The sequence below is a fragment of the Aquirufa sp. A-Brett2-W8 genome (assembly GCF_054558755.1).
Map to the genome: position 1 here is coordinate 17,596 of NZ_JBPXKS010000005.1, position 20,290 is coordinate 37,885.

General features: G+C 41.5%; 20 protein-coding genes and 3 tRNA genes. 1 reads left to right on the top strand and 22 read right to left on the bottom strand.

Going from position 1 to position 20,290, the window contains the following annotated elements; genetic code table 11:
- Positions 1 to 36 precede the first annotated feature (36 nt).
- The 6 genes from ACST13_RS05140 to ACST13_RS05165 all read right to left on the bottom strand — a co-directional run bounded on the left by ACST13_RS05140 (position 37) and on the right by ACST13_RS05165 (position 2,944).
- Positions 37 to 111 (bottom strand) — tRNA-Thr (locus ACST13_RS05140).
- 96 nt (positions 112 to 207) lie between these two features.
- Positions 208 to 280, bottom strand: a tRNA-Gly gene (locus ACST13_RS05145).
- A gap of 43 nt (positions 281 to 323) precedes the next feature.
- Positions 324 to 409 (bottom strand) — tRNA-Tyr (locus ACST13_RS05150).
- A gap of 102 nt (positions 410 to 511) precedes the next feature.
- Positions 512 to 1,711, bottom strand: a complete 1,200-nt coding sequence (locus tag ACST13_RS05155; protein WP_459522148.1) for an outer membrane beta-barrel protein — start codon at positions 1,709 to 1,711, stop codon at positions 512 to 514.
- Position 1,712: 1 nt separating this feature from the next.
- Complete coding sequence (locus tag ACST13_RS05160; protein WP_459522149.1) at positions 1,713 to 2,399, bottom strand: hypothetical protein; 687 nt, start codon at positions 2,397 to 2,399, stop codon at positions 1,713 to 1,715.
- Positions 2,396 to 2,944, bottom strand: coding sequence for an RNA polymerase sigma factor (locus tag ACST13_RS05165; RefSeq protein ID WP_459522150.1), 549 nt, complete (start codon positions 2,942 to 2,944; stop codon positions 2,396 to 2,398). The genes ACST13_RS05160 and ACST13_RS05165 overlap by 4 nt, the downstream gene beginning before the upstream one ends.
- A gap of 94 nt (positions 2,945 to 3,038) precedes the next feature.
- Between ACST13_RS05165 and murI the strand changes: the two genes are divergently transcribed.
- Entirely contained in the window at positions 3,039 to 3,845 is an 807-nt protein-coding gene (gene murI, locus ACST13_RS05170; protein ID WP_459522151.1) for a glutamate racemase, read from the top strand.
- On the opposite strand, the gene ACST13_RS05175 is transcribed toward murI, so the two are convergent.
- The 16 genes from ACST13_RS05175 to ACST13_RS05250 all read right to left on the bottom strand — a co-directional run bounded on the left by ACST13_RS05175 (position 3,846) and on the right by ACST13_RS05250 (position 20,251).
- The gene (locus ACST13_RS05175; protein ID WP_459522152.1) at positions 3,846 to 4,136 is read right to left on the bottom strand and encodes a hypothetical protein; all 291 of its coding nucleotides are present in this window, start codon (positions 4,134 to 4,136) and stop codon (positions 3,846 to 3,848) included.
- Positions 4,129 to 4,653: a DUF420 domain-containing protein gene (locus tag ACST13_RS05180; RefSeq protein ID WP_459522153.1), complete on the bottom strand. Its 525-nt coding sequence runs from the start codon at positions 4,651 to 4,653 to the stop codon at positions 4,129 to 4,131. The genes ACST13_RS05175 and ACST13_RS05180 overlap by 8 nt, the downstream gene beginning before the upstream one ends.
- 5 nt (positions 4,654 to 4,658) lie before the next feature.
- A complete protein-coding gene (locus tag ACST13_RS05185) occupies positions 4,659 to 5,375 on the bottom strand; it encodes an SCO family protein (RefSeq protein ID WP_459522154.1) in 717 nt (238 codons plus the stop codon).
- Positions 5,376 to 5,396: 21 nt separating this feature from the next.
- The gene (locus ACST13_RS05190) at positions 5,397 to 5,711 is read right to left on the bottom strand and encodes a cytochrome C oxidase subunit IV family protein (protein WP_459522155.1); all 315 of its coding nucleotides are present in this window, start codon (positions 5,709 to 5,711) and stop codon (positions 5,397 to 5,399) included.
- Between the two features lie 19 nt (positions 5,712 to 5,730).
- The gene (locus ACST13_RS05195) at positions 5,731 to 6,498 is read right to left on the bottom strand and encodes a cytochrome c oxidase subunit 3 (protein ID WP_459522156.1); all 768 of its coding nucleotides are present in this window, start codon (positions 6,496 to 6,498) and stop codon (positions 5,731 to 5,733) included.
- Between the two features lie 10 nt (positions 6,499 to 6,508).
- A complete protein-coding gene (locus tag ACST13_RS05200) occupies positions 6,509 to 7,087 on the bottom strand; it encodes a cytochrome c oxidase subunit 3 (RefSeq protein WP_459522157.1) in 579 nt (192 codons plus the stop codon).
- A gap of 3 nt (positions 7,088 to 7,090) precedes the next feature.
- The gene (gene cyoE, locus ACST13_RS05205) at positions 7,091 to 7,939 is read right to left on the bottom strand and encodes a heme o synthase (RefSeq protein ID WP_459522158.1); all 849 of its coding nucleotides are present in this window, start codon (positions 7,937 to 7,939) and stop codon (positions 7,091 to 7,093) included.
- Complete coding sequence (locus tag ACST13_RS05210; protein WP_459522159.1) at positions 7,940 to 8,833, bottom strand: COX15/CtaA family protein; 894 nt, start codon at positions 8,831 to 8,833, stop codon at positions 7,940 to 7,942.
- Positions 8,834 to 8,901: 68 nt separating this feature from the next.
- Positions 8,902 to 10,800 carry a cytochrome c oxidase subunit I gene (locus tag ACST13_RS05215; RefSeq protein WP_459522160.1) on the bottom strand — a complete coding sequence of 633 codons (1,899 nt, stop codon included), beginning with the start codon at positions 10,798 to 10,800 and terminating at the stop codon, positions 8,902 to 8,904.
- Between the two features lie 31 nt (positions 10,801 to 10,831).
- A complete protein-coding gene (locus ACST13_RS05220; protein WP_459522161.1) occupies positions 10,832 to 11,926 on the bottom strand; it encodes a cytochrome c oxidase subunit II in 1,095 nt (364 codons plus the stop codon).
- 28 nt (positions 11,927 to 11,954) lie between these two features.
- A complete protein-coding gene (locus tag ACST13_RS05225; RefSeq protein WP_459522162.1) occupies positions 11,955 to 13,316 on the bottom strand; it encodes a quinol:cytochrome C oxidoreductase in 1,362 nt (453 codons plus the stop codon).
- A 34-nt stretch (positions 13,317 to 13,350) separates the two neighbouring features.
- On the bottom strand, positions 13,351 to 13,959 hold the full coding sequence (locus tag ACST13_RS05230; protein ID WP_459522163.1) for a c-type cytochrome: 609 nt from the start codon (positions 13,957 to 13,959) through the stop codon (positions 13,351 to 13,353).
- Between the two features lie 21 nt (positions 13,960 to 13,980).
- Entirely contained in the window at positions 13,981 to 14,502 is a 522-nt protein-coding gene (locus ACST13_RS05235; protein ID WP_459522164.1) for a DUF3341 domain-containing protein, read from the bottom strand.
- A 31-nt stretch (positions 14,503 to 14,533) separates the two neighbouring features.
- Entirely contained in the window at positions 14,534 to 15,934 is a 1,401-nt protein-coding gene (nrfD, locus tag ACST13_RS05240) for an NrfD/PsrC family molybdoenzyme membrane anchor subunit (RefSeq protein WP_459522165.1), read from the bottom strand.
- Between the two features lie 30 nt (positions 15,935 to 15,964).
- A complete protein-coding gene (locus ACST13_RS05245; protein WP_459522166.1) occupies positions 15,965 to 19,009 on the bottom strand; it encodes a TAT-variant-translocated molybdopterin oxidoreductase in 3,045 nt (1,014 codons plus the stop codon).
- A gap of 45 nt (positions 19,010 to 19,054) precedes the next feature.
- A complete protein-coding gene (locus ACST13_RS05250; RefSeq protein ID WP_459522167.1) occupies positions 19,055 to 20,251 on the bottom strand; it encodes a cytochrome c3 family protein in 1,197 nt (398 codons plus the stop codon).
- Between the last annotated feature and the right edge of the window lie 39 nt (positions 20,252 to 20,290).

A 20,290-nucleotide genomic window follows, 5' to 3' on the forward strand; every position in this document is an offset into this window, starting at 1 on the left:
TCAAAATGTACTCGTTCAATGGGCCCTGCTTATTAGTGGAGCCTTTGAGCAGGATTGAACTGCCGACCTCTTCCTTACCAAGGAAGTGCTCTACCACTGAGCTACAAAGGCATAACCTTGCGGCCTTTCGTTAATCTCTTTCGATTAACTAAAAAACAAAAATATCGCTAAGAGGGATTTCTCCCTTAGCAACATTTTCAATTTTCGAGCGGGAGACGGGGCTCGAACCCGCCACCTATAGCTTGGAAGGCTATCGCTCTACCAAATGAGCTACTCCCGCTTGCTGAATTCTCCTGTAAATAGAACTCCAGTTAATGCAAAAATGGTGGGGACAGATGGATTCGAACCACCGTAGGCATTCACCAGCAGATTTACAGTCTGCCCCATTTGGCCGCTCTGGTATATCCCCTTCATTTGCGCTTTCAGTGTAACGTTCCACCGAAATAGTTTGCAAAATTAGCTCATTTTTTCATTTCCACAAATAGTTCCTTTAAAAATTTCTAATAAATTTTTACAATAATCGGATTCCAAAGGCTAATCCCCGCATTTCTGGACCTTTTCCAGTCTCAAAAAATGGGCTTAAATCATAGCTGAAAAATAAATCAGGGAAATGGCGCAATGCAAATTCTGCCCGCAGGCCATAGCGGAAGGGATTTACATATAAATTACTCGTCTCTTTGCGCAGATTTCCACTCTCTTCTTCAACGGCTTTTGTCCAAGTATCTAATCGATAAGAAACATATCCCCCGATGGCGATCATTTGAACCGCTGATTTTTTATCAAAGGCGAAATGCGGCATAATAGGCAAAGTCAAATAGGAAACGCTCATTTTGTTTTTGCTCAATACAATTTCTTTTCCTGGAGCAGCGTAATAGGTAGTGAATTGTACTCCATTAGGGCCTTTAGTGGCGATTTTATTATGGTCGAACATAAAGTTATACCAGTCGATCTCTAATCCATATCCTAAACGGAAAGCGCTTTTCTTTCCCTCTGAAAGACTTATAAATCGTGCGATTTCAATGCTGGCATAGCGTGAACCCGTCGGATTCAAAGTGAAATTAGGTACATAAGGTGGCGCACCTGGGTAAGGAACAGCGATTTCAGTCTCCCCGCCAGTCAATGCATTGAACCCAAAATAAAAGTTTAAGCCTTTTCTGCTATATAAATTGGGGCGCTTTAATTTAGTCGAATCTTTCCCCCAAATCACCTTAGTCACTTCGTTTCCTTCGCGGTGGTACACGCCATCCCAAGTCACGTGGGTTTCTTCGTTACCCTCTTTTACATGTATGCCGTCTAAACCGACGCGAACCTCTTCTTTTCTTCCTGAATTTTTCCAAGACTCCGGACTTCGGACTCCGGACTCTTTGACTAAGTCGCTTTGCGACGACTCTTTGACTGCGCCGCGCAGCGGCGACTTAAAAATCCCAATTTTCACTGAACTATTCCCAATACGAACCGAAAGACTACTATCTCCATCGGAATCCGTTTTGATGGCTTGTCTGATATTTTGCCAAAGACTGTCTGTTAAAACAAGTCCCTTTTTCTCGAAGGCGCTTTCTAATTCTTCCTTTAAAGTACGTTTCGAATCTTTCCCTCCGATTAAGGTTTGGTTTCGTTTGTCAATTTTTAAAATCAGCGAATCTTGTCTTTCTTTTGCAGAAAGGCTGAATACGCTTACTACTAGGCAGATAATAGCGATGAACTTTTTCATATTATTGGATTTGTAAGGTGCGTTTTAAATTTTCTTCTGTTTTAATATACGTGTTAGCTACGTTATGGATGTTATTTTCAAAAGCGGGATTTCCCTCTTTTAGTTTTTGCCAATTCACCGGTTCTCCGTCCAGCGCTTGTCTGATTTCCCCTACGATTTTGCCAAAGAGCGACTTTTTGCGTTTTTTTTGCATAAATGCAGGCTTCACCTCTTCTATGGGATCGATGTCTAATCGGACGAAAATGACCTCCTCCGGTTCTGATTTTTTTTCAACGATAGGAGCCGTGGCTACGACTATTTCTGCAGGGGCCTGCTCTATGATATTCGCCTCCGGTTTTGTGGCTGGCGCCATTACTACTTCAGGTGGAGAAGTTTTTAAAGTAGGAACTGAGCTGTTTTCGATTTCGAGAACGAGCGGCGAAGACTCCGGGACTGCCATTGCAACTTCTGGGGAAGACTTTTCCACCTTAGTCACCTGAATGTCTTCTTCAGAAGCAGGATTATAATTCCAGCTAATTCCGAAGGCCACTAATAGCATCGCCGCTGCTGCCCAATAGATAGGGGAGCGACGCATGGGTTTTTCGTCTAATTTCTCTTCAATTCGAGACCACAATCCCTCGGGGATGTCGTCTGACTTGTTTTGGAGTTGTTCTCTCCATTTTTCCTCAACAGAATTCCAATTTTTCATCGATGTAAAGCTGTTAGTTGATTTTGTAATTGGGCTCTAGCTCGCGACAATTGCGATTTAGATGTCCCCTCTGAAATATCTAGTAAAAGGGCAATTTCTGCGTGGGAGTAGCCCTCAATGGCATATAAATTAAAAATGGTCCGGTAGCCTTTAGGTAAGGACGCAATTAAATCCTCCATCTCCTGCAAACCTAATTGCATCAAAGTCTCATCAGGATGAGCTATATCAAAAGCCACATCAATGTCCACCGGAAAGCGGTCTTTGTTTTTGCGAATCGACATTAGGGCCTCGTTGACCATAATTTTGCGAATCCAACCTTCAAAACTTCCGCCCCCTTGGTATTGCCCTAATTTTTTAAAAACCTTTACAAATCCTTCCATCAGTGTATCTTCTGCTTCGGATGTATTCGTTATGTATCGCTTCACCACGTGAAGCATTTTACCTGCGAACTGCTGAAACAGGGCATGCTGCGCATGTCGATTGTTATTTCGACAAGCAACTATCAGTTCTGTTTCGGATGAGAAGGAAGGTAAACGTTTATTCATAGCTAATTCGAATGCAAAGATGGCACAAAGCGCTAAATGGTTGCGTCAGTTTGAAAAGAATTTCAAAATTCCGTTCTTTGTCTAAATTAAAATTATGCCAAACTCAGCGCCCATCGGGATTTTTGACAGTGGAATAGGTGGATTGACTCTGGCGCATGCCATCACGGAGTTGATGCCGCAGGAGAATATCATCTATTTTGGGGATACGGCGCATCTTCCTTATGGAGATAAATCGGCTACGGCGATTCAGGCCTATTCGGTGAAGATTTGCAATCTGTTACTAGAAAAGAATTGCAAGCTGATTTTGATTGCGTGTAATTCGGCATCAGCAGCGGCTTACGATTTAGTGAAGGCTTATGTAGGAACGAAGGCCAAAGTTGTGAATGTGATTGATCCGGTGATTGATTATTTGGACCAAAAATGGGAGGGCAAAACACTCGGTTTAATCGGGACAAAGCAAACGGTGAACTCTGGTATATATGCGAACAAGGCGGAAGCATTGGGTAAGAATATTCACATAAAGTCTTTGGCCACTCCATTATTAGCTCCCATGATCGAGGAAGGCTTCTTCTCTCACACCATTTCGGAGCAAATCATTAAAGAATATTTAGCACAACCAGCTTTACAGGGAATCGAAGGGTTGATTTTAGGTTGTACCCACTACCCTTTAATAAAGCCGCAGATCGATGCCTATTACAAGGGGAGCATTCCGGTGATCGATACGTCCATTATCGTGGCAGATGAAATCAAGCGACTATTAGAGCAAGAGGATATGTTGCACGACGGTAAGGAATCCACTCGGCAGTTTTATGTTTCTGATTACACAGATTCATTCGAAAAGTCTACCCAAATCTTCTTTGGGAAGGCCATCAAATTAACACAATACCCGATCTGGGATTAATTACGATTTTGAACTGAAAAGTTGAGATACTTTTTGGCGTAACTTAAGTTTTGCTAAACGATCCTGTTGTTCCTGCTTACTTTGGCGAAACCATAAAACAGCAATCGCACCCACGATTAAATAAGGGGCTGATAATAAATATAAAATTCCCGTATTCAATCCGGTCGCAATGTTCGTGCGTCCAGTTGAAATACTACTTTCAATGGTAGTTCTGCACATCGCACACTGCGCTACTGCATCGATTTGAGACAGTAAAAATAAAGCCGATAAGAGTACAAATTTCTTACACATAATAAGGGGAGATCAATAAATAGACGATAACGCCAGTTACAGAAACATATAACCAAATAGGGTAGGCCCATTTAACGATCGCCTTGTGAGCCACGATGTTATTTGTAAGGGCATAATAGATCGCTTTTAATACTAAGCGAACCACACCAATCGATAGCACAATGTGTGAGATCAATAAGAAGTAGTATACCGGACGGATCCAGCCTTCCCCACCAAATTTCGTGGATGGATTAGACACGTGGTACAAGATATAAAGTACTAAAAAGACAGCACCTTGCAAAAAGGCCAAGCCCATCGCTTTGCGGTGTCCGCTAATATTCCCACTCTTTATTGCGATTAGACCAATCACTAGGCTTAAGGCAGTCGTCGAATTCAACAATCCAATCACATGCGGCAAAACTTTAGTCCAAGCGCCTAAATCAATATTAATTTGAACACCGATCAAACTCGCTACAGCCACTGGAATAACGACTGACAGGACATTGATCAATTGATCATTTTTCTTAGTTGCTTCCATCGTTTTTATTCGTTGGTATATATATTTTTCAAAACTTTGATTTCGACTAATAGTCGATCTACTTCTTTTTTATCCGTTCCGTCATAAAAACCACGGATGATTCCTTCTTTGTCTACTAATACTAACCGCTCAGAGTGGATAAATGTTTCATCTGGATTCTTGATCGCTGCGTCATATTCGGAGGCATCAGCTAAGGGAACGTGGAAGCCTTTTAAAACCAACGGATAAATTGCCTTCTTTTCTCCCGTCAAAAAATGCCATTGTCCCTTATTCGCATCAAAACGTTTCGCATAAGCGGCCAGTTTTTCGGGCTGATCGAATTTAGGGTCTACCGAAATCGAAAGCAATTGAACTTCCGGATCTAAATGAAACGCATCTTGAACACGACTTAATTGAGAGGTGATTTTAGGGCAAACGGTACCGCAACGGGTAAAGAAGAAACTAGTAACGTAGATTTTGCCTTGTAAGTTAGTAGACGCGAAAGTCTTTCCAGTTTCGTCAGTTAAGGAAAAGGAGGGTATCGTTTGAAAAACCGTATCCATCTCCGCTTCGTTCCACCGAGGGTGTAAACGCTTTGCCATTTTAATTTCACCCGTTGTAGAATCGATCGCCGGAATATAGCGAGGAAGACTAAAATGATTAGTGCCAAATGTCTTCAGGCCCAGATAAACAAAGACAGGCAATATTAATACGAGAAATAATACGCCTGTCTTTTTATTCATTATCCAAATAGGGAATTAAAATCAATATAGGTGACCTCCTTCGAAGATTAAGGCTATTAATAACCAAACTACGAATACAGTAGGGATCAATACCGCCCAAATCAAGGATTTGACTTCATGCTTTAAGTGCATAAATTCCCCTACGATATAGAAGGCTTTAACAATCGTCATTCCACAGAAGATCGCTACACGTAAAGTGCTAGCGGCCATTGTGAAAGCAATCACGAATTCAATGGCAGTTAATACCAAAAGAATCCAAAATGTTTTCCAAATCGCGCCTGTATTAGGGGCAGCAATTTCTTTTTCTGAGGTTCCGTGTGCTATGTGCGAAGCCATATATAAATCGATTATAAGATTAAACTAAATAGAAGAAGGTAAATACGAATACCCAAACTAGATCAACAAAGTGCCAATAAAGGCCTACTTTCTCCACCATTTCATAATGACCTCTACGCTCGTACACTCCTGTAGATGCGTTGAAGAAAATTAAAATGTTTAAGAGTACTCCTGAGAATACGTGTGTTCCGTGGAAACCGGTGATAAAGAAGAACAAGTCAGCAAAAGCAGGAGGCCCGTAGGGGTTGCGAACTAAATTCGCGCCTTCGATCGGTGTGCTAACGCCATCGATGATTTGCTTAGCCGCTAATGTTAAATCTTCTGGTCCGTGGATAAAGTGACCCCACTCCCAAGCTTGAGATCCTAAGAAAGTAAAACCACCTACAATCGTCCAAAGCATCCATTTCTCTACATCCTTGCGGTCACCCCGGTGTCCAGCTTCTACAGCTAGCACCATCGTTACCGATGACGCAATCAAAATGAAAGTCATGATACCTACGAATACTAAGGGCAATGAAATTCCGTGTAAGAACGGAACTGCTTCAAAAACTTTTTCTGGAATAGGCCAGTGAGTAGTCGAGAAATAGAAATCTTGAGGCGTTCCTTGCCAAGCTGGTTGGCTGAAACGAATCATTCCGTACGTAATCAAAAGGGCTGAGAATGTGAAGGTATCCGATAAAAGGAAGAACCACATCATCAATTTTCCATAACTAGCTTTTAGGGGTTCAGAACCACCTTGCCATGACAAATTTTCTGGAACCGCTGGGGCAGCGTGTGCTACTGACATAGGGATAAGCTTAATTGTTAATCAATAAAAATACAAATAAATAAAGCCACAAAGCATCTAAAAAATGCCAATAGGTGGCGCAAATCTTAATCTGAGTCAATTGTTTTGCGTTTATCTTCAATCTAAAGGCAGCCACTAAGGCGAATATTAGAACGATTAGGCCTGAAACAAGGTGTAAACCATGTAAACCTGATAAAACATACACAAAAGAACCAGAGGGATTACCCACAAAAAATACGTTCATTTCCACTAATTGGGACCAACCGTAAAATTGCATTGCTAAAAAGAGCAATCCGAGTACAAAAGTAATAGAAATACTCATTCGAAGCGTATTAAATTGGTCTTTTTTTGCGGCTAATAGGGAATAATGCATCGAAATACTACTCAAAATTAATACACCCGTACTGTAGCTAAATAAACTAGGCATTTCAAATTCTACCCAGTTTCCTTCTGCTTTTCTTACCAGGTAGGCAGAAGTGAAGGCAGCAAAAAGCATAACGATGGAAACGATGAATAACCACATCGTAAAAACTTTTGGATTCACCGACCGGGTTTCAGCCGGTTCGATCACATTCTCTGTTGATTTCATGATTTAAACTTTATCAAATAATAAGGCAATTTGTATGATGATTAAATAGAAAAAGGAGCCAAACATCATCCACTTCGCAGCCTTGTCTGTGGGGCGCATCATGAGGTAGAAGGTTTGGCATAAAAATAGAATTCCTGCTACTACCGTAATGATGGCAGATTGAATTCCCGTGATGTGCAGTAAGTACGGCACAAATCCCAATGGCACTAAAAAGAGCGTATAAATCATAATGGTAAAAGCCGTTTTAATGTCTTTCTTTCCATCATTAGGTAACATCTTAAATCCAGCCTTGCGGTAATCTGCATCGGCCACCCAAGCAATCGCCCAGAAGTGAGGGAATTGCCAGAAAAATTGAATTGCAAACAAGATGCCCGGTTCCCAACCAAAATGACCGGTGGCTGCCACCCAACCAATCATAGGAGGAAAGGCTCCTGGGAATGCCCCCACAAATACGGAGATGGGACCCACGCGCTTCAGAGGGGTATACACATAGCCATATAAAACATAAGATAGCAAGCCGATTAAGGCCGCTTTCCACGTAAAATAACTTAATAAACCTAAGGCAATCACAGCCAAAACATAACCAAAATTTCGGGCTTGCGCCGGTGTTAAGGTTTCTGTAGGCAGTGGGCGCTTAGCCGTACGCTTCATTAATTTATCGAATTCAATTTCTTTCAATTGATTCACAATATTCGCCGCTCCGGTTAATACAAAACCGGCTAAGGAAATCAAGAAAATACCCAGTGGCTTGTGATCGATAGGCGCCAGTAAATACCCAAACGTGCCCGAGAAGGCTACCGTCATAGATAGTCTCGATTTTAAGAGGGCGATATAGGGCTTTATACTTGACATTTACGCGTTTTTTGTTTGGATCCAAGAGCTAATATGCCAGCCTATTAATATTAGAGAGATTAATAAGTGAACGGCTTGGCTACCGAGGGGTAATTCAAAGTAGGCCATCAAAATTCCGGTGGCGAGGGAAATGCCAACTAATACCATCATACCATGACGGTATGTTTGTAGAGCTGAATTTTTAATTTTATTCCAAAGAATCAAGTGACCTAATACGATAAACCAAGAGAATGTTCTGTGGACAATATAGACTAGATCAAGATGTGCTACCCACTGGTTTCTAGCCCCTTCCCCTAATTCCTTAATCACGTGATCCATATTTTCGCGGACCTGTGTGCCTAAGATTATTTGGATTAAAACTAAGAGCAAACTAATGCCTATCCACAGGCGATTCTCCAGAGGTATAACCGCTGTGGAAGTTTGATTGTTTAGTGCTTTGACTAAAAAATAGATAACTCCGATGGATAAAAGCATGTGCGCCGTCACCACTCCAGGTAATAGAAAGGAATCTACCACGTATTTACCTAAAACGGCATTAGCCAGAATTAGTAGGAGTCCTGCCAAAGTAGGTAAGAATACTTTCTTGCCTTCTTTCCAGGCTAATATAGTGGTGATTAAAACAATAAGTCCCGTCAAGGCACCGATCAGGCGATTGATGTATTCGATCCAAGTTTTGGTCGGATTAAATAGGACTTCGCCATGTAATTTATCTTGGTAGATCACTTCGTAATGCAAGGGTAATTCAGCCACATTGGTGGGAGGAATAAAACGCCCAAAACACTTAGGCCAATCCGGACATCCCATTCCCGATCCAGTACTGCGAACGATTCCGCCGGCAAGGATAAGCAAATAAATGCTCAGGAGAGAAAGGGTTGCAAATTTTCTAAAGGCCATTTTTAGGGTAAAAAAAAGATGCATCTAAATGAGTTTCATTCGGATGCATCTTTGATTGTTCGGGTTAATTACCGGTTGTAACTCTCGTTTTGTGCGCCTAATAAACCATCGATATCTTTTTCTTTTGCAATTTCTGCTTCTTCCTCTGGAAGGTTAGAGCTTTTTGTTGCAGAGAATGGAACGTTTTGAGGGATAAAATCTTGCTCAGCACCTGGCTTCGAATAATCGTAAGGCCAACGGTAAACAGCAGGAATTTCGCCCACCCAGTTTCCGTGTTCCGGATTAATAGGTGTAGTCCATTCTAATGTATTGGAGTTCCAAGGATTTTGTGGAGCTAATTTCCCTTTAAAGATAGAGTAGAAGAAGTTCCAAGCAAAGATCGCTTGCGCAGAGAAGGTGATGATCGCTGCGATCGAGATAAATGCGTTCATATCTGTGAAAGCGGCAGCGCTATCATTTCCTAATGCCGTGAATGAATAGTAACGACGAGGGAAACCTGCAATACCTATGTAGTGCATTGGGAAGAATACTAAGTAAACACCCACGAACGTGAACCAGAAGTGGATATAGCCTAAATTTTTGTTCATTAAACGACCAAACATCTTAGGGAACCAATGGTAAACACCCGCCATCAATCCGAAGAAGGATGCCGCACCCATTACTAGGTGGAAGTGAGCTACTACGAAATAGGTATCGTGTAAGTTAATATCTAATGCCGAGTTACCTAAAATGATACCCGTAACACCACCCGAAATGAATAGAGATACAAGACCGATCGAGAACAACATTGCTGGCGTAAAGACTAAATTACCTTTCCAAAGTGTCGTAATGTAGTTAAACGCTTTCACCGCAGATGGTACCGCAATGATCAGCGTTAAGAACATAAATACCGAACCTAAGAATGGATTCATACCTGTTACGAACATGTGGTGAGCCCAAACAATGAAGGCAAGCACCGTGATTCCCATCATCGAACCGATCATCGCACGGTATCCGAAGATAGGCTTGCGTGAATTAGTGGCAATGATTTCAGAAGTCATACCTAATGCCGGAAGTAATACAATGTAAACCTCAGGGTGACCTAGGAACCAGAATAAGTGTTGGTACAAGATCGGAGAACCACCCATATTAGGAAGTGCTTGTCCTTGAATATAGATCTCAGATAAGTAGAATGACGTACCGAATGAACGGTCAAAGATTAATAATAAAGCCGCTGATAATAATACAGGGAATGATAATAATCCCAAAATAGCCGTAAAGAAGAATGACCAAATAGTCAATGGCATCTTCGTGAAAGTCATACCACGTGTACGTAAATTAATGATCGTACAGATGTAGTTGATACCCCCCATTAAAGAGGATACAATAAAGAATGCCATGGATGTTAACCAAAGTGTCATACCTAATCCTGAACCTGGCATAGCCTGTGGCAGGGCAGATAGGGGCGGATAAATTACCCAACCTCCTGATGCCGGACCAGTTTCTAAGAACAAGGACGCGAACATGATCATCGACGAAAGGAAGAAGAACCAATAGGATAGCATGTTAATGAACCCTGAGGCCATATCTCGTGCGCCGATTTGTAATGGAATTAAAAAGTTAGAGAAGGTTCCAGAAAGACCTGCGGTTAGCACGAAGAATACCATGATGGTACCGTGCATGGTCACAAGGGCTAAATAAAACTCCTTATCTAGCTTTCCGCCTTCGTCGATCCACGCACCTAAAATAGGGCGTAACCACTCTAATTGCATACCAGGGAAACCTAATTGCAAACGAAAGATGATGGAAAAAGAACCCCCAATAAACGCCCAAAGGATACCCGAAATAAGGTATTGCTTCGCGATCGTTTTGTGATCTGTGGAGAATATATACTTCGTCCAAAAGTTTAGCTCATGGTGCTCATGCTCATGATCGTGTGAGTGATCGTGGGTGTGAACTTCTTCAGCGTGTGATGTTGCAGTTGACATATGAATTTATTTTCTTCTTTTCTTAGTTAAATTAGTTTACACTCACGGCTTCTGCTGCTGGTGCAGTTGTGCTATCTACAGCAACTGCTTCAGTAGGAATATATTTACTTGCCTTCGCTTTTAAGTTATCTGGAACTTTAGCTAAATAAGTAGGATTCGTAGTTAAGAATGGCTTTTGTTCCGCACACCATTTTTTGTAATCTTCCGGCTCATCCACCAAAACAGTAATGGACATTCCGAAATGACCGCGGCCACAAACTTCTGTACAATTTACCTTAAAGTTGAAATCCTTCTTGCCTAATTTAGCTCGCATTTCATCTGTAGAGATGTTAGGCGTGAACCAGAACTTAGTCGGCATACCTGGAACTGCGTCCATTTTCACTCGGTGGAATGGTAAATAAACCGAGTGCAATACGTCCTGAGCTTTAATTTTTAATAAAACAGGCTTGCCCTTAGGTAAGTGTAGTTCTGTTGCTGTAAAGTCGTCAAATGAATTCTTATCCGTGAAGTCAATACCGATATTATTAGTTTCATCAATTAATTTATAATTGAAATTTCCTAATTGATTATCGTCATTACCTGCGTAGCGTACATACCAGCCAAATTGATGTCCTGTGATTTCAATAACAACTGCATCGCTTGGTGCTTGAGAAGTAATATCTCGCCAAGTTCTCCAGCCTGTAAATACAAGGATGGCCATGACAATAGCAGGGATAACCGTCCAAATCAATTCTAATTTGTGGTTAACTGGGTAGAAAGTCGCTTTTCTGTTTTTGTTATAACGGTATTTGAAAGCAAAGTATAATAATAAGGTATTGGAGACAAAAAACGCTAGCGTTACCACAGCCATTGATGTCCAAAACATTGAATCAGTCTTTAATCCGTGTTCTGAAGCAGCTATCGGTAAGAAATCTGGCTTCGCCACCATAAATGACCAAACACCTGCAATCGTTCCTAATGCCCAGAAGATGATCATTCCGTACGCATTGGCATTATTATTTGAATCTAGTGCGTCATCTGTATTTTCATCTGCAACTAAAGATTTATTCAACTTTATACTTTTGCTTATTACAGAAATAGCAAGAGCAAAGAAGATAATTGATAAAAGACCTATTAGGTAAAACATAATTGTTATTTTAATAGAAGTTCAAAAATTAAATATCGTGGTGTAAAGCTTCTGGCAAGAATGGGTGGTTTTTAGCCACTAAACTAGCCTTAGTTAATTCGTCTGAAATCACATAAATGAACACAGAGGCAAACACGGTAACCATTCCAAATTCGACTAAACCGTAACCGCCATGTTTACCTACAACACCTGGCATAATCATTTGGTAAAAATCAATATAGTGACCAGCAATAATTAAGAAAGCTGCGATTTTTAAGAAAATACGCGTTCTCTTCGCATCACGTGTCATTAAAACTAAGAAAGGCAACAAGAAGTTTAGAATTACCATTAATATTTCTGATGCCTTGTAGATTTTATTATGACCTTCCCAACGCTCTAAGAAATAAATGGTCTCTTCTGGTATGTTTGCATAGTAGATCAATAGGAATTGCTCGAACCAAACGTATGTCCAGAAGATAGAGAAGGCAAACATAAACTTACCTAAATCATGTAAATGATTTTCGTTTACATAACCCATTAAACCTTTGTCTTTTAAGTACAAAATAGCTAATACGATGACCGCATAAGTGGTCACGTGCCAGGAGGCAAACATATACCAACCGAACATCGTAGAGAACCAGTGCGTATCGATCGACATTACCCAGTCCCAGGCGAACATAGAGCTAGAGGCACCGAAGATGACGATGAATGCTGTTCCAATTTTAACTAATTGATGGAAGTATTCCGTTCCGCCATTTAAATCCTCTTCTAATGATTTTTTACGTAACATTTTCCAAAGAAGGATCCACAATCCGCCAAATACAACCAAACGAATTAAGAAGAAGTTTTTATTCAAATAACCCGACTTTCCTGCGATGATTTTATCATAGTTTTCATTTCCTACTTCTGTTACACCGTGGTGCATCCAGTGGAAAATCACATCCCCTTTAAATAAGAATACTAAAATCAAGATAGGCAACGAAATGTATAAGAACTTAGGGAAAGCCTCAGGAACACGTTTCATGACAGAAGACCAACCTGACTTTGTTAAGTATTGTAATGAAACAAAGAACATACCTACTACGGCGATACCCGTAAAGAAAACAGCATTTAACCAAACATTAGCCCAAATGCGATTAGTCCAATCGTAGTGCTCTTCCACTCCAGTTTGGTGAGATACCGCACCACCAGAAACATGTTCTGCCGCTGCTTCGTGTCCCGCTTTTACTGCCTCATGTCCTGCTGCCGCTACTTCATGACCACCTGCTTCTCCTTTAGACAAAAGATAAATACCGATAACTAAAGCAACAAGGCCTGCGATGAAAGCATAGAAAATTCTTTTTTTGCCTTCCTGATTGAAGTCAAAATGCTCTTCTACGTTTGCTGGGGAAAAATGTGAATGTCCCGCCATTTTATTCTCTATTTTAAATGAACTAATTTAAATCTTATTGTTTTTGTAACTCATGTACATAAAGTACGATTTTCCAACGGTTCTCTGAGGAAATCTGTGAGCCATGAGGCCACATACGTCCTTTACCATGTGTAATCACGTGGTAGATATGTCCGTCATTAACGTCTTTTAATGCATCACTGGAGTAAACTGGTACACCTTTATACGCTTTAGCTACTAAACCATCTCCTTTACCACCTTCACCATGGCAGTGTTGGCAGAAACGCTCGTATTGTTCTTTTCCCGCTTCGATATTTTCAGGTGTCGCCGCTAATGGATTATCTAATAAAGCCGCTGAATAAGAAAGGCTATCCGTAGGAACTGTTTTAGCTAATAATTCTTGCGCTAAAAAAGCTTGTTGAATGCTATCAGCACCCGTATAATGTTTACGAGATACCGTACCTGAAACGGGTAGACGCATGTTCATCCCTAAAGGGTTGATTTTATTGGTGTCACCTGCTAATTGCGTCAAAGGCTCGTAACCTACTGAATTATACATATTAGGCGCATACTCCGTACCTGTATCATTCGGATCCGTTCCGCAAGAGAATAGACCTGCTGTTAGGCCGGCTAGTAAAGTGAATTTATATATAGAATTGAACATATCTTCTTGAGAATTATTCGTTTAGTTTTTAACATTTATTTCAACTGCTCCTGAATCCTTCAAGGCTTTCTTGATGTCAGCTGCACTTACTTTATTTTTATCCACATTGATCGCCATCACAAATTTATCATCTGTCGTACGAACATCTAAAGGAAGCGTCTTATTACCCGGCCATAAATCATTGGAGATACAGAAGGTAGAAACTAGGCCAAAAGCCGTGAATAAAACCGTTCCCTCAAAGGCAATTGGAATCCAGTTAGGAAGAGCAAAGAAATCTTTACCCCCGATAATCATAGGCCAATCAAAAACCATCGTGTAGCTGATTAACCCAAAAGTACAGATCATCCCTAAGGTACCGAACATAAATGCCGCGATGGGTAAACGTGTACGCTCATGACCTACGGCTACGTCTAATCCGTGAATAGGAAATGGAGAATATACATCTTCTACTTTGATTCCTTTGGCTTTTACCGCACTTACTGCATGTAAAACCTCGTCCTCATCGTCGTATACTCCCAAAATGTAGTTAGTTGTCGAACTCATATTGTTTTAATTTCGAAATTGCTAAATAGAATTACTCTTCGGTTTTTTTTGTTGGCTTAATACGTTTAATCGTAAACTCTGTCGAAACGCCTTTCATTACCGCCTTCACTTCTGCCATGTTTACCACTGGTAAGAACTTAGCGAATAAGAAGAATAAGGTAAAGAATAAACCGAATGAGAAGATATAATCACCAATATCATACATCGTAGGAGAGAACATCGCCCAAGAGGATGGTAAATAATCACGGTGTAAAGACGTCACGATAATAACGAAACGCTCAAACCACATACCTACGTTTACAACAATAGATAAAATAAAGGATGCCATTAAGTTCGTACGAATCGCCTTCGACCAGAATAACTGGGGAGAGATAACGTTACACGTCATCATCATCCAATAAGCCCACCAATATGGACCAGTAGCCCGGTTAATGAAGGCATAACTTTCATATTCTACACCAGAATACCAAGCGATAAAGAATTCAGTTAAATAAGCGATACCTACTACTGAACCAGTTACCGTGATAACGATGTTCATCATTTCGATATGCTCGATCGTGATATAGTCTTCTAATTTGAAAACCACCCGTGTGATTAACAATAAGGTTTGTACCATCGCGAAACCAGAGAAAATCGCACCCGCCACGAAGTAGGGAGGGAAGATCGTCGTGTGCCATCCTGGGATAACAGACGTCGCAAAGTCCATCGATACAATCGTGTGAACCGAAAGTACAAGTGGCGTAGAGATACCTGCTAAGATTAAGGACATGTACTCATAACGCGCCCACGTCTTAGAAGAACCTGTCCAACCTAAGCTGAATAAGCCATACCAGAACTTACGTCCTGCTGTAGTCGCACGGTCACGAATCGTAGCCAAATCCGGCACAAGACCCATATACCAGAATAATAAAGAAACGGATAAATACGTCGAAATCGCAAATACGTCCCAAACCAACGGAGAGTTAAAGTTAACCCATAAGGAACCATAGGTATTGGGAAGTGGTAAAGCCCAGTGAGCTAACCAAGGACGGCCCATGTGGGCTAAGATAAACGAGGCAGCACAAAGTACAGCAAAGATCGTCATCGCCTCCGCTGAGCGGTTGATGGAAGTTCTCCATTTTTGACGGAATAATAGTAACACAGCTGAGATCAAGGTTCCCGCGTGACCGATACCCACCCACCAAACGAAGTTCGTGATATCCCAAGCCCAACCTACGGTTTTATTTAATCCCCAAACACCAATACCTTGCCACCAAGTGTAGAAAAGGCAATAAGCACCATAAATGAATACAAGACAAGAGATCCCGAATGCAATTTTCCATTCTTTCGTAGGCTCTCCTTCTACTTGCTTGCAAATATCGTGGGTAACATCTGAATAAGATTTTCCACCAGTAACTAGTTTCTCTCTTATGGGTGATACAACGTGCGACATATTTTTATTTACTGTTTTACGATTAAAAAATTATGCTTTTTTAGCATCCTTGTTACGAACTTTTTTCAAGTAGGAGACATTAGGCTTCACGTTAATCTCTTCGATTACGTGGAAAGCTCGACCCTCTTTTTCTACTATTAATAATTTAGAGATCTCAGATGCTGGATCGTTCATATCTCCAAAAGTAATGGCATTCGTAGGACAAGATTGAGCACAAGCTACTTGAATCTCTCCATCCACTGGACGACGCTTCTCTTTCTTCGCTTCTAACTTACCAGCTTGAATACGTTGAACGCACATCGAGCATTTTTCCATTACTCCACGAGAACGAACAGTCACGTCTGGGTTAATCACCATACGACCTAAATCGTTATTAAAGTGGAAATCGAAGTCATCTGTTTGGTAATAACGGAACCAGTTGAAACGGCGCACTTTGTATGGGCAGTTATTTGCGCAATAACGTGTACCGATACAACGGTTATACGTCATTTGATTCAAACCTTCCGTCGAGTGAGTCGTCGCTAATACGGGACAAACAGTCTCGCAAGGAGCATTATTACAGTGTTGGCATAACATCGGTTGGAAAACTACCTCTGGATTATCAGATGCAATTTCTAAACCTTTCAAATCTTCTACCTCAGCGTCAGATGAGTAGTACCGGTCGATACGCATCCAGTGCATCTCACGACGGTTGATTACCTCTTGACGGCCTACTACAGGAACGTTGTTTTCTGCTGAACAGGAAATCACACAGGCAGAACATCCGGTACAGGTATTTAAGTCGATCACCATACCCCACGCGTGGTTATTGTATTCGTGACCGTTCCAAAGCGTTAAATCAGTCGCATCCTTTTCTCCTTCAGACGTTTTCACGCGGGGAGTGAAGCTTCCTGCTTTTGCATTTTTCGCAAAGTCAGCTAACATCGTCTCTTGAACGACTGCTTGACGACCCATCACCGTTTGGTGCGTTTGCGTTTGAGCGATTTCTTTTGTTTCGCCAGTTGCTGTGATAGAAACACCTTGTGTGCAAGTTCCTACACAAGCTCCGTTTACTTCTGAGATGAATGGATAAGCGTTTACCCCCACACCGTCAGCAGACTTACCTGCTTTCGTGCGACCGTAACCGATGGCAATGGCAATCGTATCTTGAGCTTGGCCTGGTTGAACTAAAACTGGAAGAGATACTTTATATCCTTTCGCGCTTACTTCAACTACATCACCTTGCTTTAAATTTAATTTAGTAGCAGTGGGTTGCGAGATAGCTGCATAATTGTCCCAACATGCTTTAGACACTGGCTCAGGGAATTCTTGCAACCAAGGGTTGTTGGCTTGAGAACCTGTACCTAAACCTACTTTCTCATAAATAACGATTTCTAAACCAGTAGAAGAGGCTGTATACGTTTTGCCGATGGCAGCTGCCGCAGCGTTCACATCTACTGCTGGACTAGCAGAAGAAACCGTTGCTACATTCGGTTCGAATACACCATCATGCAAGGCATTGTTCCAAGCTACTTTACCACCTTTTAATATGTTTTGCTCCCAGTTGCTTTCTAAGTAAGCTTCAAAGTTAGCTGACAAACCTGCCCAAGTTAAGAAACTTGACTGCGCTTGACGTGTTTTGAAGATCGTAGAGATCGTAGGTTGAGTTAATGAATAGAAACCAGCTTTCGGCTCTGCATCATTCCAAGACTCTAAGAAGTGAGAATCTGGTGCGATGAATTGACATAATGACGCCGTCTCATCAGCACGATCGTTTGTTGCTAAGCTAAGACCTACCTTAGGAAGCGCTGCTGCAAGAGCCGCACCCATTGGGTGGTTATACACTGGGTTTGCATTATAGAAGATCACGGCGGCAACTGTACCAGCGCTAGCTTCTTTAATGAAATTAGCCATCGCCATGTCGTTACCTTGACGGTAATTTACAGCTAAGCCTGTATTGATAGTCGTGCCATAAGCGCCTACTAAAGCGTTGGTAGCAGCAACAATTTTTTGAACCTCTGGGTCATTCGAACCAGCTACGATGATCGAAGCTCCTTTAGAAGCTACTAAATCCTTCGCTGCTTTCTCTAAGTGATCTACTTTAACGGATGCACCAGCGATGCTAGCTGCTCCTGTTAATTTAGCTACTGCATTGTACAACGCAACGGCTATTAAACCCTCTTGAGATGGTTTGTAAGAGGCACGGTAATCTGCGTTAGCACCTGTGTTAGAAAGGATAGTCTCAAATTGGTAGTGACGAGACATATCTTTTTTACCCCCTTTTTCAGAACTAACACGGCGAGTGATCGCCCATTGTGCCGCAAACTCGGTAGGAGCAATCCATGAACCTAAGAAATCAGCACCTATAGAAACGATTGTCTTTGCTTGGCTGAAATCAATGTTAGGTAAAACGCCACCATGTGCTTGTGTTAAACCATAAGCTGGGTTTGCGTCATAGGTAATGTGTTGTGCTGTAGGGTATTTCGCCGCGAATTCATTGATTACTTTCTTCGTAGTAGGAGAAAGAATTGTATTAGAGACGATGCGGATTTGACCACCTTTGGCAGCCACCTCTGCTAATTTTGCTGTAAATGCTTTATCTAATTGATTCCAATCAGTTGCTTTTCCAGCAGCCTGAGGACCTTTTAATTTCTCGTTATCATATAGACTCAAAACAGAGGCATGCGCACGACCCGAAAGTACTCCCTTCGAAATAGACGACGCTTTGTTTCCTTCGATTTTGATCGGACGACCTTCGCGCGTCTTTACTAAGATAGATGCGTAGTCGCCTCCGTCTGTATAAGTAGAGGCGTACCAGTTTGCGATCGTAGGTTCTACATCTTCTGGCTTGTTTAAGTAGGGAATCGAATTCTTTACTGGAGACTCACAGGCTGCTAAAGAAACAGCGGCTACCCCAAAACCTAACGTTTTCAGAAAATCACGACGATGCGTGCTCGCACCATCTACTAAAGAATCCCCTTTCGCATCCGATTCAGATGGCATATTGCCAAACTCATTGTGGATATTTTTGACAAACGATGGCTCATTGGTTAACTCCTCAATCCCTTTCCAATACCTCTTGTTCGAATTTTCCATATAATCTTTCTTATTCAGACTAAAATTGAATCTATTTAATTTCTATTAATAGTGACACTTAGAGCACTCTAAGCCACCGATGTTTTGAACTTTCAAAGGAGTTTTGCTATCCTTATTGTGAACCTCCACTAATTTATCATAGTAAGCGTTGCCTTTTGCATTCACGTCCGTTTGACGGTGACAATCGATACACCAGCCCATAGTTAATGAAGAACGTTGCTCTACCACTTCCATTTTTTCGACTTCGCCGTGGCAGTTCGTACACTCTAAACCACCTACATTGGTGTGTTGTGAGTGGTTGAAGTAGGCCAAATCAGGTAAGTTATGAACACGCACCCATTGAATAGGCTCGTCCTTTTCTAAGGCCTTATAGATTTTTTGAATTTCTGGGGACTCACGCTTGATTGCGTTGTGGCAATTCATACAAATGTTTGCCGAAGGAATGTTCGCGCCTTTTCCAGCATAAACACCTGTGTGGCAATAATTACAGTTGATTTGGTATTGACCTGCGTGAAGTTTGTGAGAAAACTGAATGGGCTGCTCCGGCGCATATCCTTGGTGGATACCTATACCGTAAGCTGCATCGATCGTTGCTTTACCGCCTAATAATAGGGCCAAAACAAGTATACCCGTCTTTACTGCCGAATTAGCAGCTAACGATTTTGCGTTCTCTGCCACTCTTTCGAAAAATGGTTTGCCTCCTTCTTGCTCCGCTTTCGCTAACTTACTAAGTGAGTTAACGATCGATAATAAAGCGATTAATACGACTACCATGATAATTAATAATCCTACCAAAAGCACTTCCATCATCCCTCCAGAGGATTGAGCTGCCGGAGCTGCTGCACCTGCTGCTGGAGCCGCACCCGCTGCCGGAGCTGCATTAGAAGCATCGATATAAGCAACAATTCCTTTGATTTGAGCTTCTGAGAAGTTCGGATAAGGAGTCATTGCCGCCTTGTTGAACTTATTGTACAAGTCATTTGCATACTTGTCACCTGAAGCGATAACTGCTTGAGGATTGTGTACCCATTTAACGATCCATTCGATCGGACGACGTTCGCTAATTCCCTTTAGACCAGGACCTAACAATATTTCGTCAGTGGATGCGTGACAAGCCGCGCAATTGTTTTTAAATAATGTTTCACCTTCTGCTGCATCTTGTGCAAACATCGCTGTCGTAGTAGCCAGTAAGATTTGGAAGGAAAATAGAAACTTAACGAGAGTTAATTTTTTGCAACACATAAATATAGATTTTCTCATATTAATTCAGTGCGCAAAATT

What these genes read in the sequence shown, in the direction of transcription:
- ACST13_RS05155 (WP_459522148.1), bottom strand. Translation starts at nt 1,711, where the DNA reads ATGAAAAAGTTCATCGCTATTATCTGCCTAGTAGTAAGCGTATTCAGC.
- ACST13_RS05160 (WP_459522149.1), bottom strand. Translation starts at nt 2,399, where the DNA reads ATGAAAAATTGGAATTCTGTTGAGGAAAAATGGAGAGAACAACTCCAA.
- ACST13_RS05165 (WP_459522150.1), bottom strand. Translation starts at nt 2,944, where the DNA reads ATGAATAAACGTTTACCTTCCTTCTCATCCGAAACAGAACTGATAGTT.
- murI (WP_459522151.1), top strand. Translation starts at nt 3,039, where the DNA reads ATGCCAAACTCAGCGCCCATCGGGATTTTTGACAGTGGAATAGGTGGA.
- ACST13_RS05175 (WP_459522152.1), bottom strand. Translation starts at nt 4,136, where the DNA reads ATGTGTAAGAAATTTGTACTCTTATCGGCTTTATTTTTACTGTCTCAA.
- ACST13_RS05180 (WP_459522153.1), bottom strand. Translation starts at nt 4,653, where the DNA reads ATGGAAGCAACTAAGAAAAATGATCAATTGATCAATGTCCTGTCAGTC.
- ACST13_RS05185 (WP_459522154.1), bottom strand. Translation starts at nt 5,375, where the DNA reads ATGAATAAAAAGACAGGCGTATTATTTCTCGTATTAATATTGCCTGTC.
- ACST13_RS05190 (WP_459522155.1), bottom strand. Translation starts at nt 5,711, where the DNA reads ATGGCTTCGCACATAGCACACGGAACCTCAGAAAAAGAAATTGCTGCC.
- ACST13_RS05195 (WP_459522156.1), bottom strand. Translation starts at nt 6,498, where the DNA reads ATGTCAGTAGCACACGCTGCCCCAGCGGTTCCAGAAAATTTGTCATGG.
- ACST13_RS05200 (WP_459522157.1), bottom strand. Translation starts at nt 7,087, where the DNA reads ATGAAATCAACAGAGAATGTGATCGAACCGGCTGAAACCCGGTCGGTG.
- cyoE (WP_459522158.1), bottom strand. Translation starts at nt 7,939, where the DNA reads ATGTCAAGTATAAAGCCCTATATCGCCCTCTTAAAATCGAGACTATCT.
- ACST13_RS05210 (WP_459522159.1), bottom strand. Translation starts at nt 8,833, where the DNA reads ATGGCCTTTAGAAAATTTGCAACCCTTTCTCTCCTGAGCATTTATTTG.
- ACST13_RS05215 (WP_459522160.1), bottom strand. Translation starts at nt 10,800, where the DNA reads ATGTCAACTGCAACATCACACGCTGAAGAAGTTCACACCCACGATCAC.
- ACST13_RS05220 (WP_459522161.1), bottom strand. Translation starts at nt 11,926, where the DNA reads ATGTTTTACCTAATAGGTCTTTTATCAATTATCTTCTTTGCTCTTGCT.
- ACST13_RS05225 (WP_459522162.1), bottom strand. Translation starts at nt 13,316, where the DNA reads ATGGCGGGACATTCACATTTTTCCCCAGCAAACGTAGAAGAGCATTTT.
- ACST13_RS05230 (WP_459522163.1), bottom strand. Translation starts at nt 13,959, where the DNA reads ATGTTCAATTCTATATATAAATTCACTTTACTAGCCGGCCTAACAGCA.
- ACST13_RS05235 (WP_459522164.1), bottom strand. Translation starts at nt 14,502, where the DNA reads ATGAGTTCGACAACTAACTACATTTTGGGAGTATACGACGATGAGGAC.
- nrfD (WP_459522165.1), bottom strand. Translation starts at nt 15,934, where the DNA reads ATGTCGCACGTTGTATCACCCATAAGAGAGAAACTAGTTACTGGTGGA.
- ACST13_RS05245 (WP_459522166.1), bottom strand. Translation starts at nt 19,009, where the DNA reads ATGGAAAATTCGAACAAGAGGTATTGGAAAGGGATTGAGGAGTTAACC.
- ACST13_RS05250 (WP_459522167.1), bottom strand. Translation starts at nt 20,251, where the DNA reads ATGTGTTGCAAAAAATTAACTCTCGTTAAGTTTCTATTTTCCTTCCAA.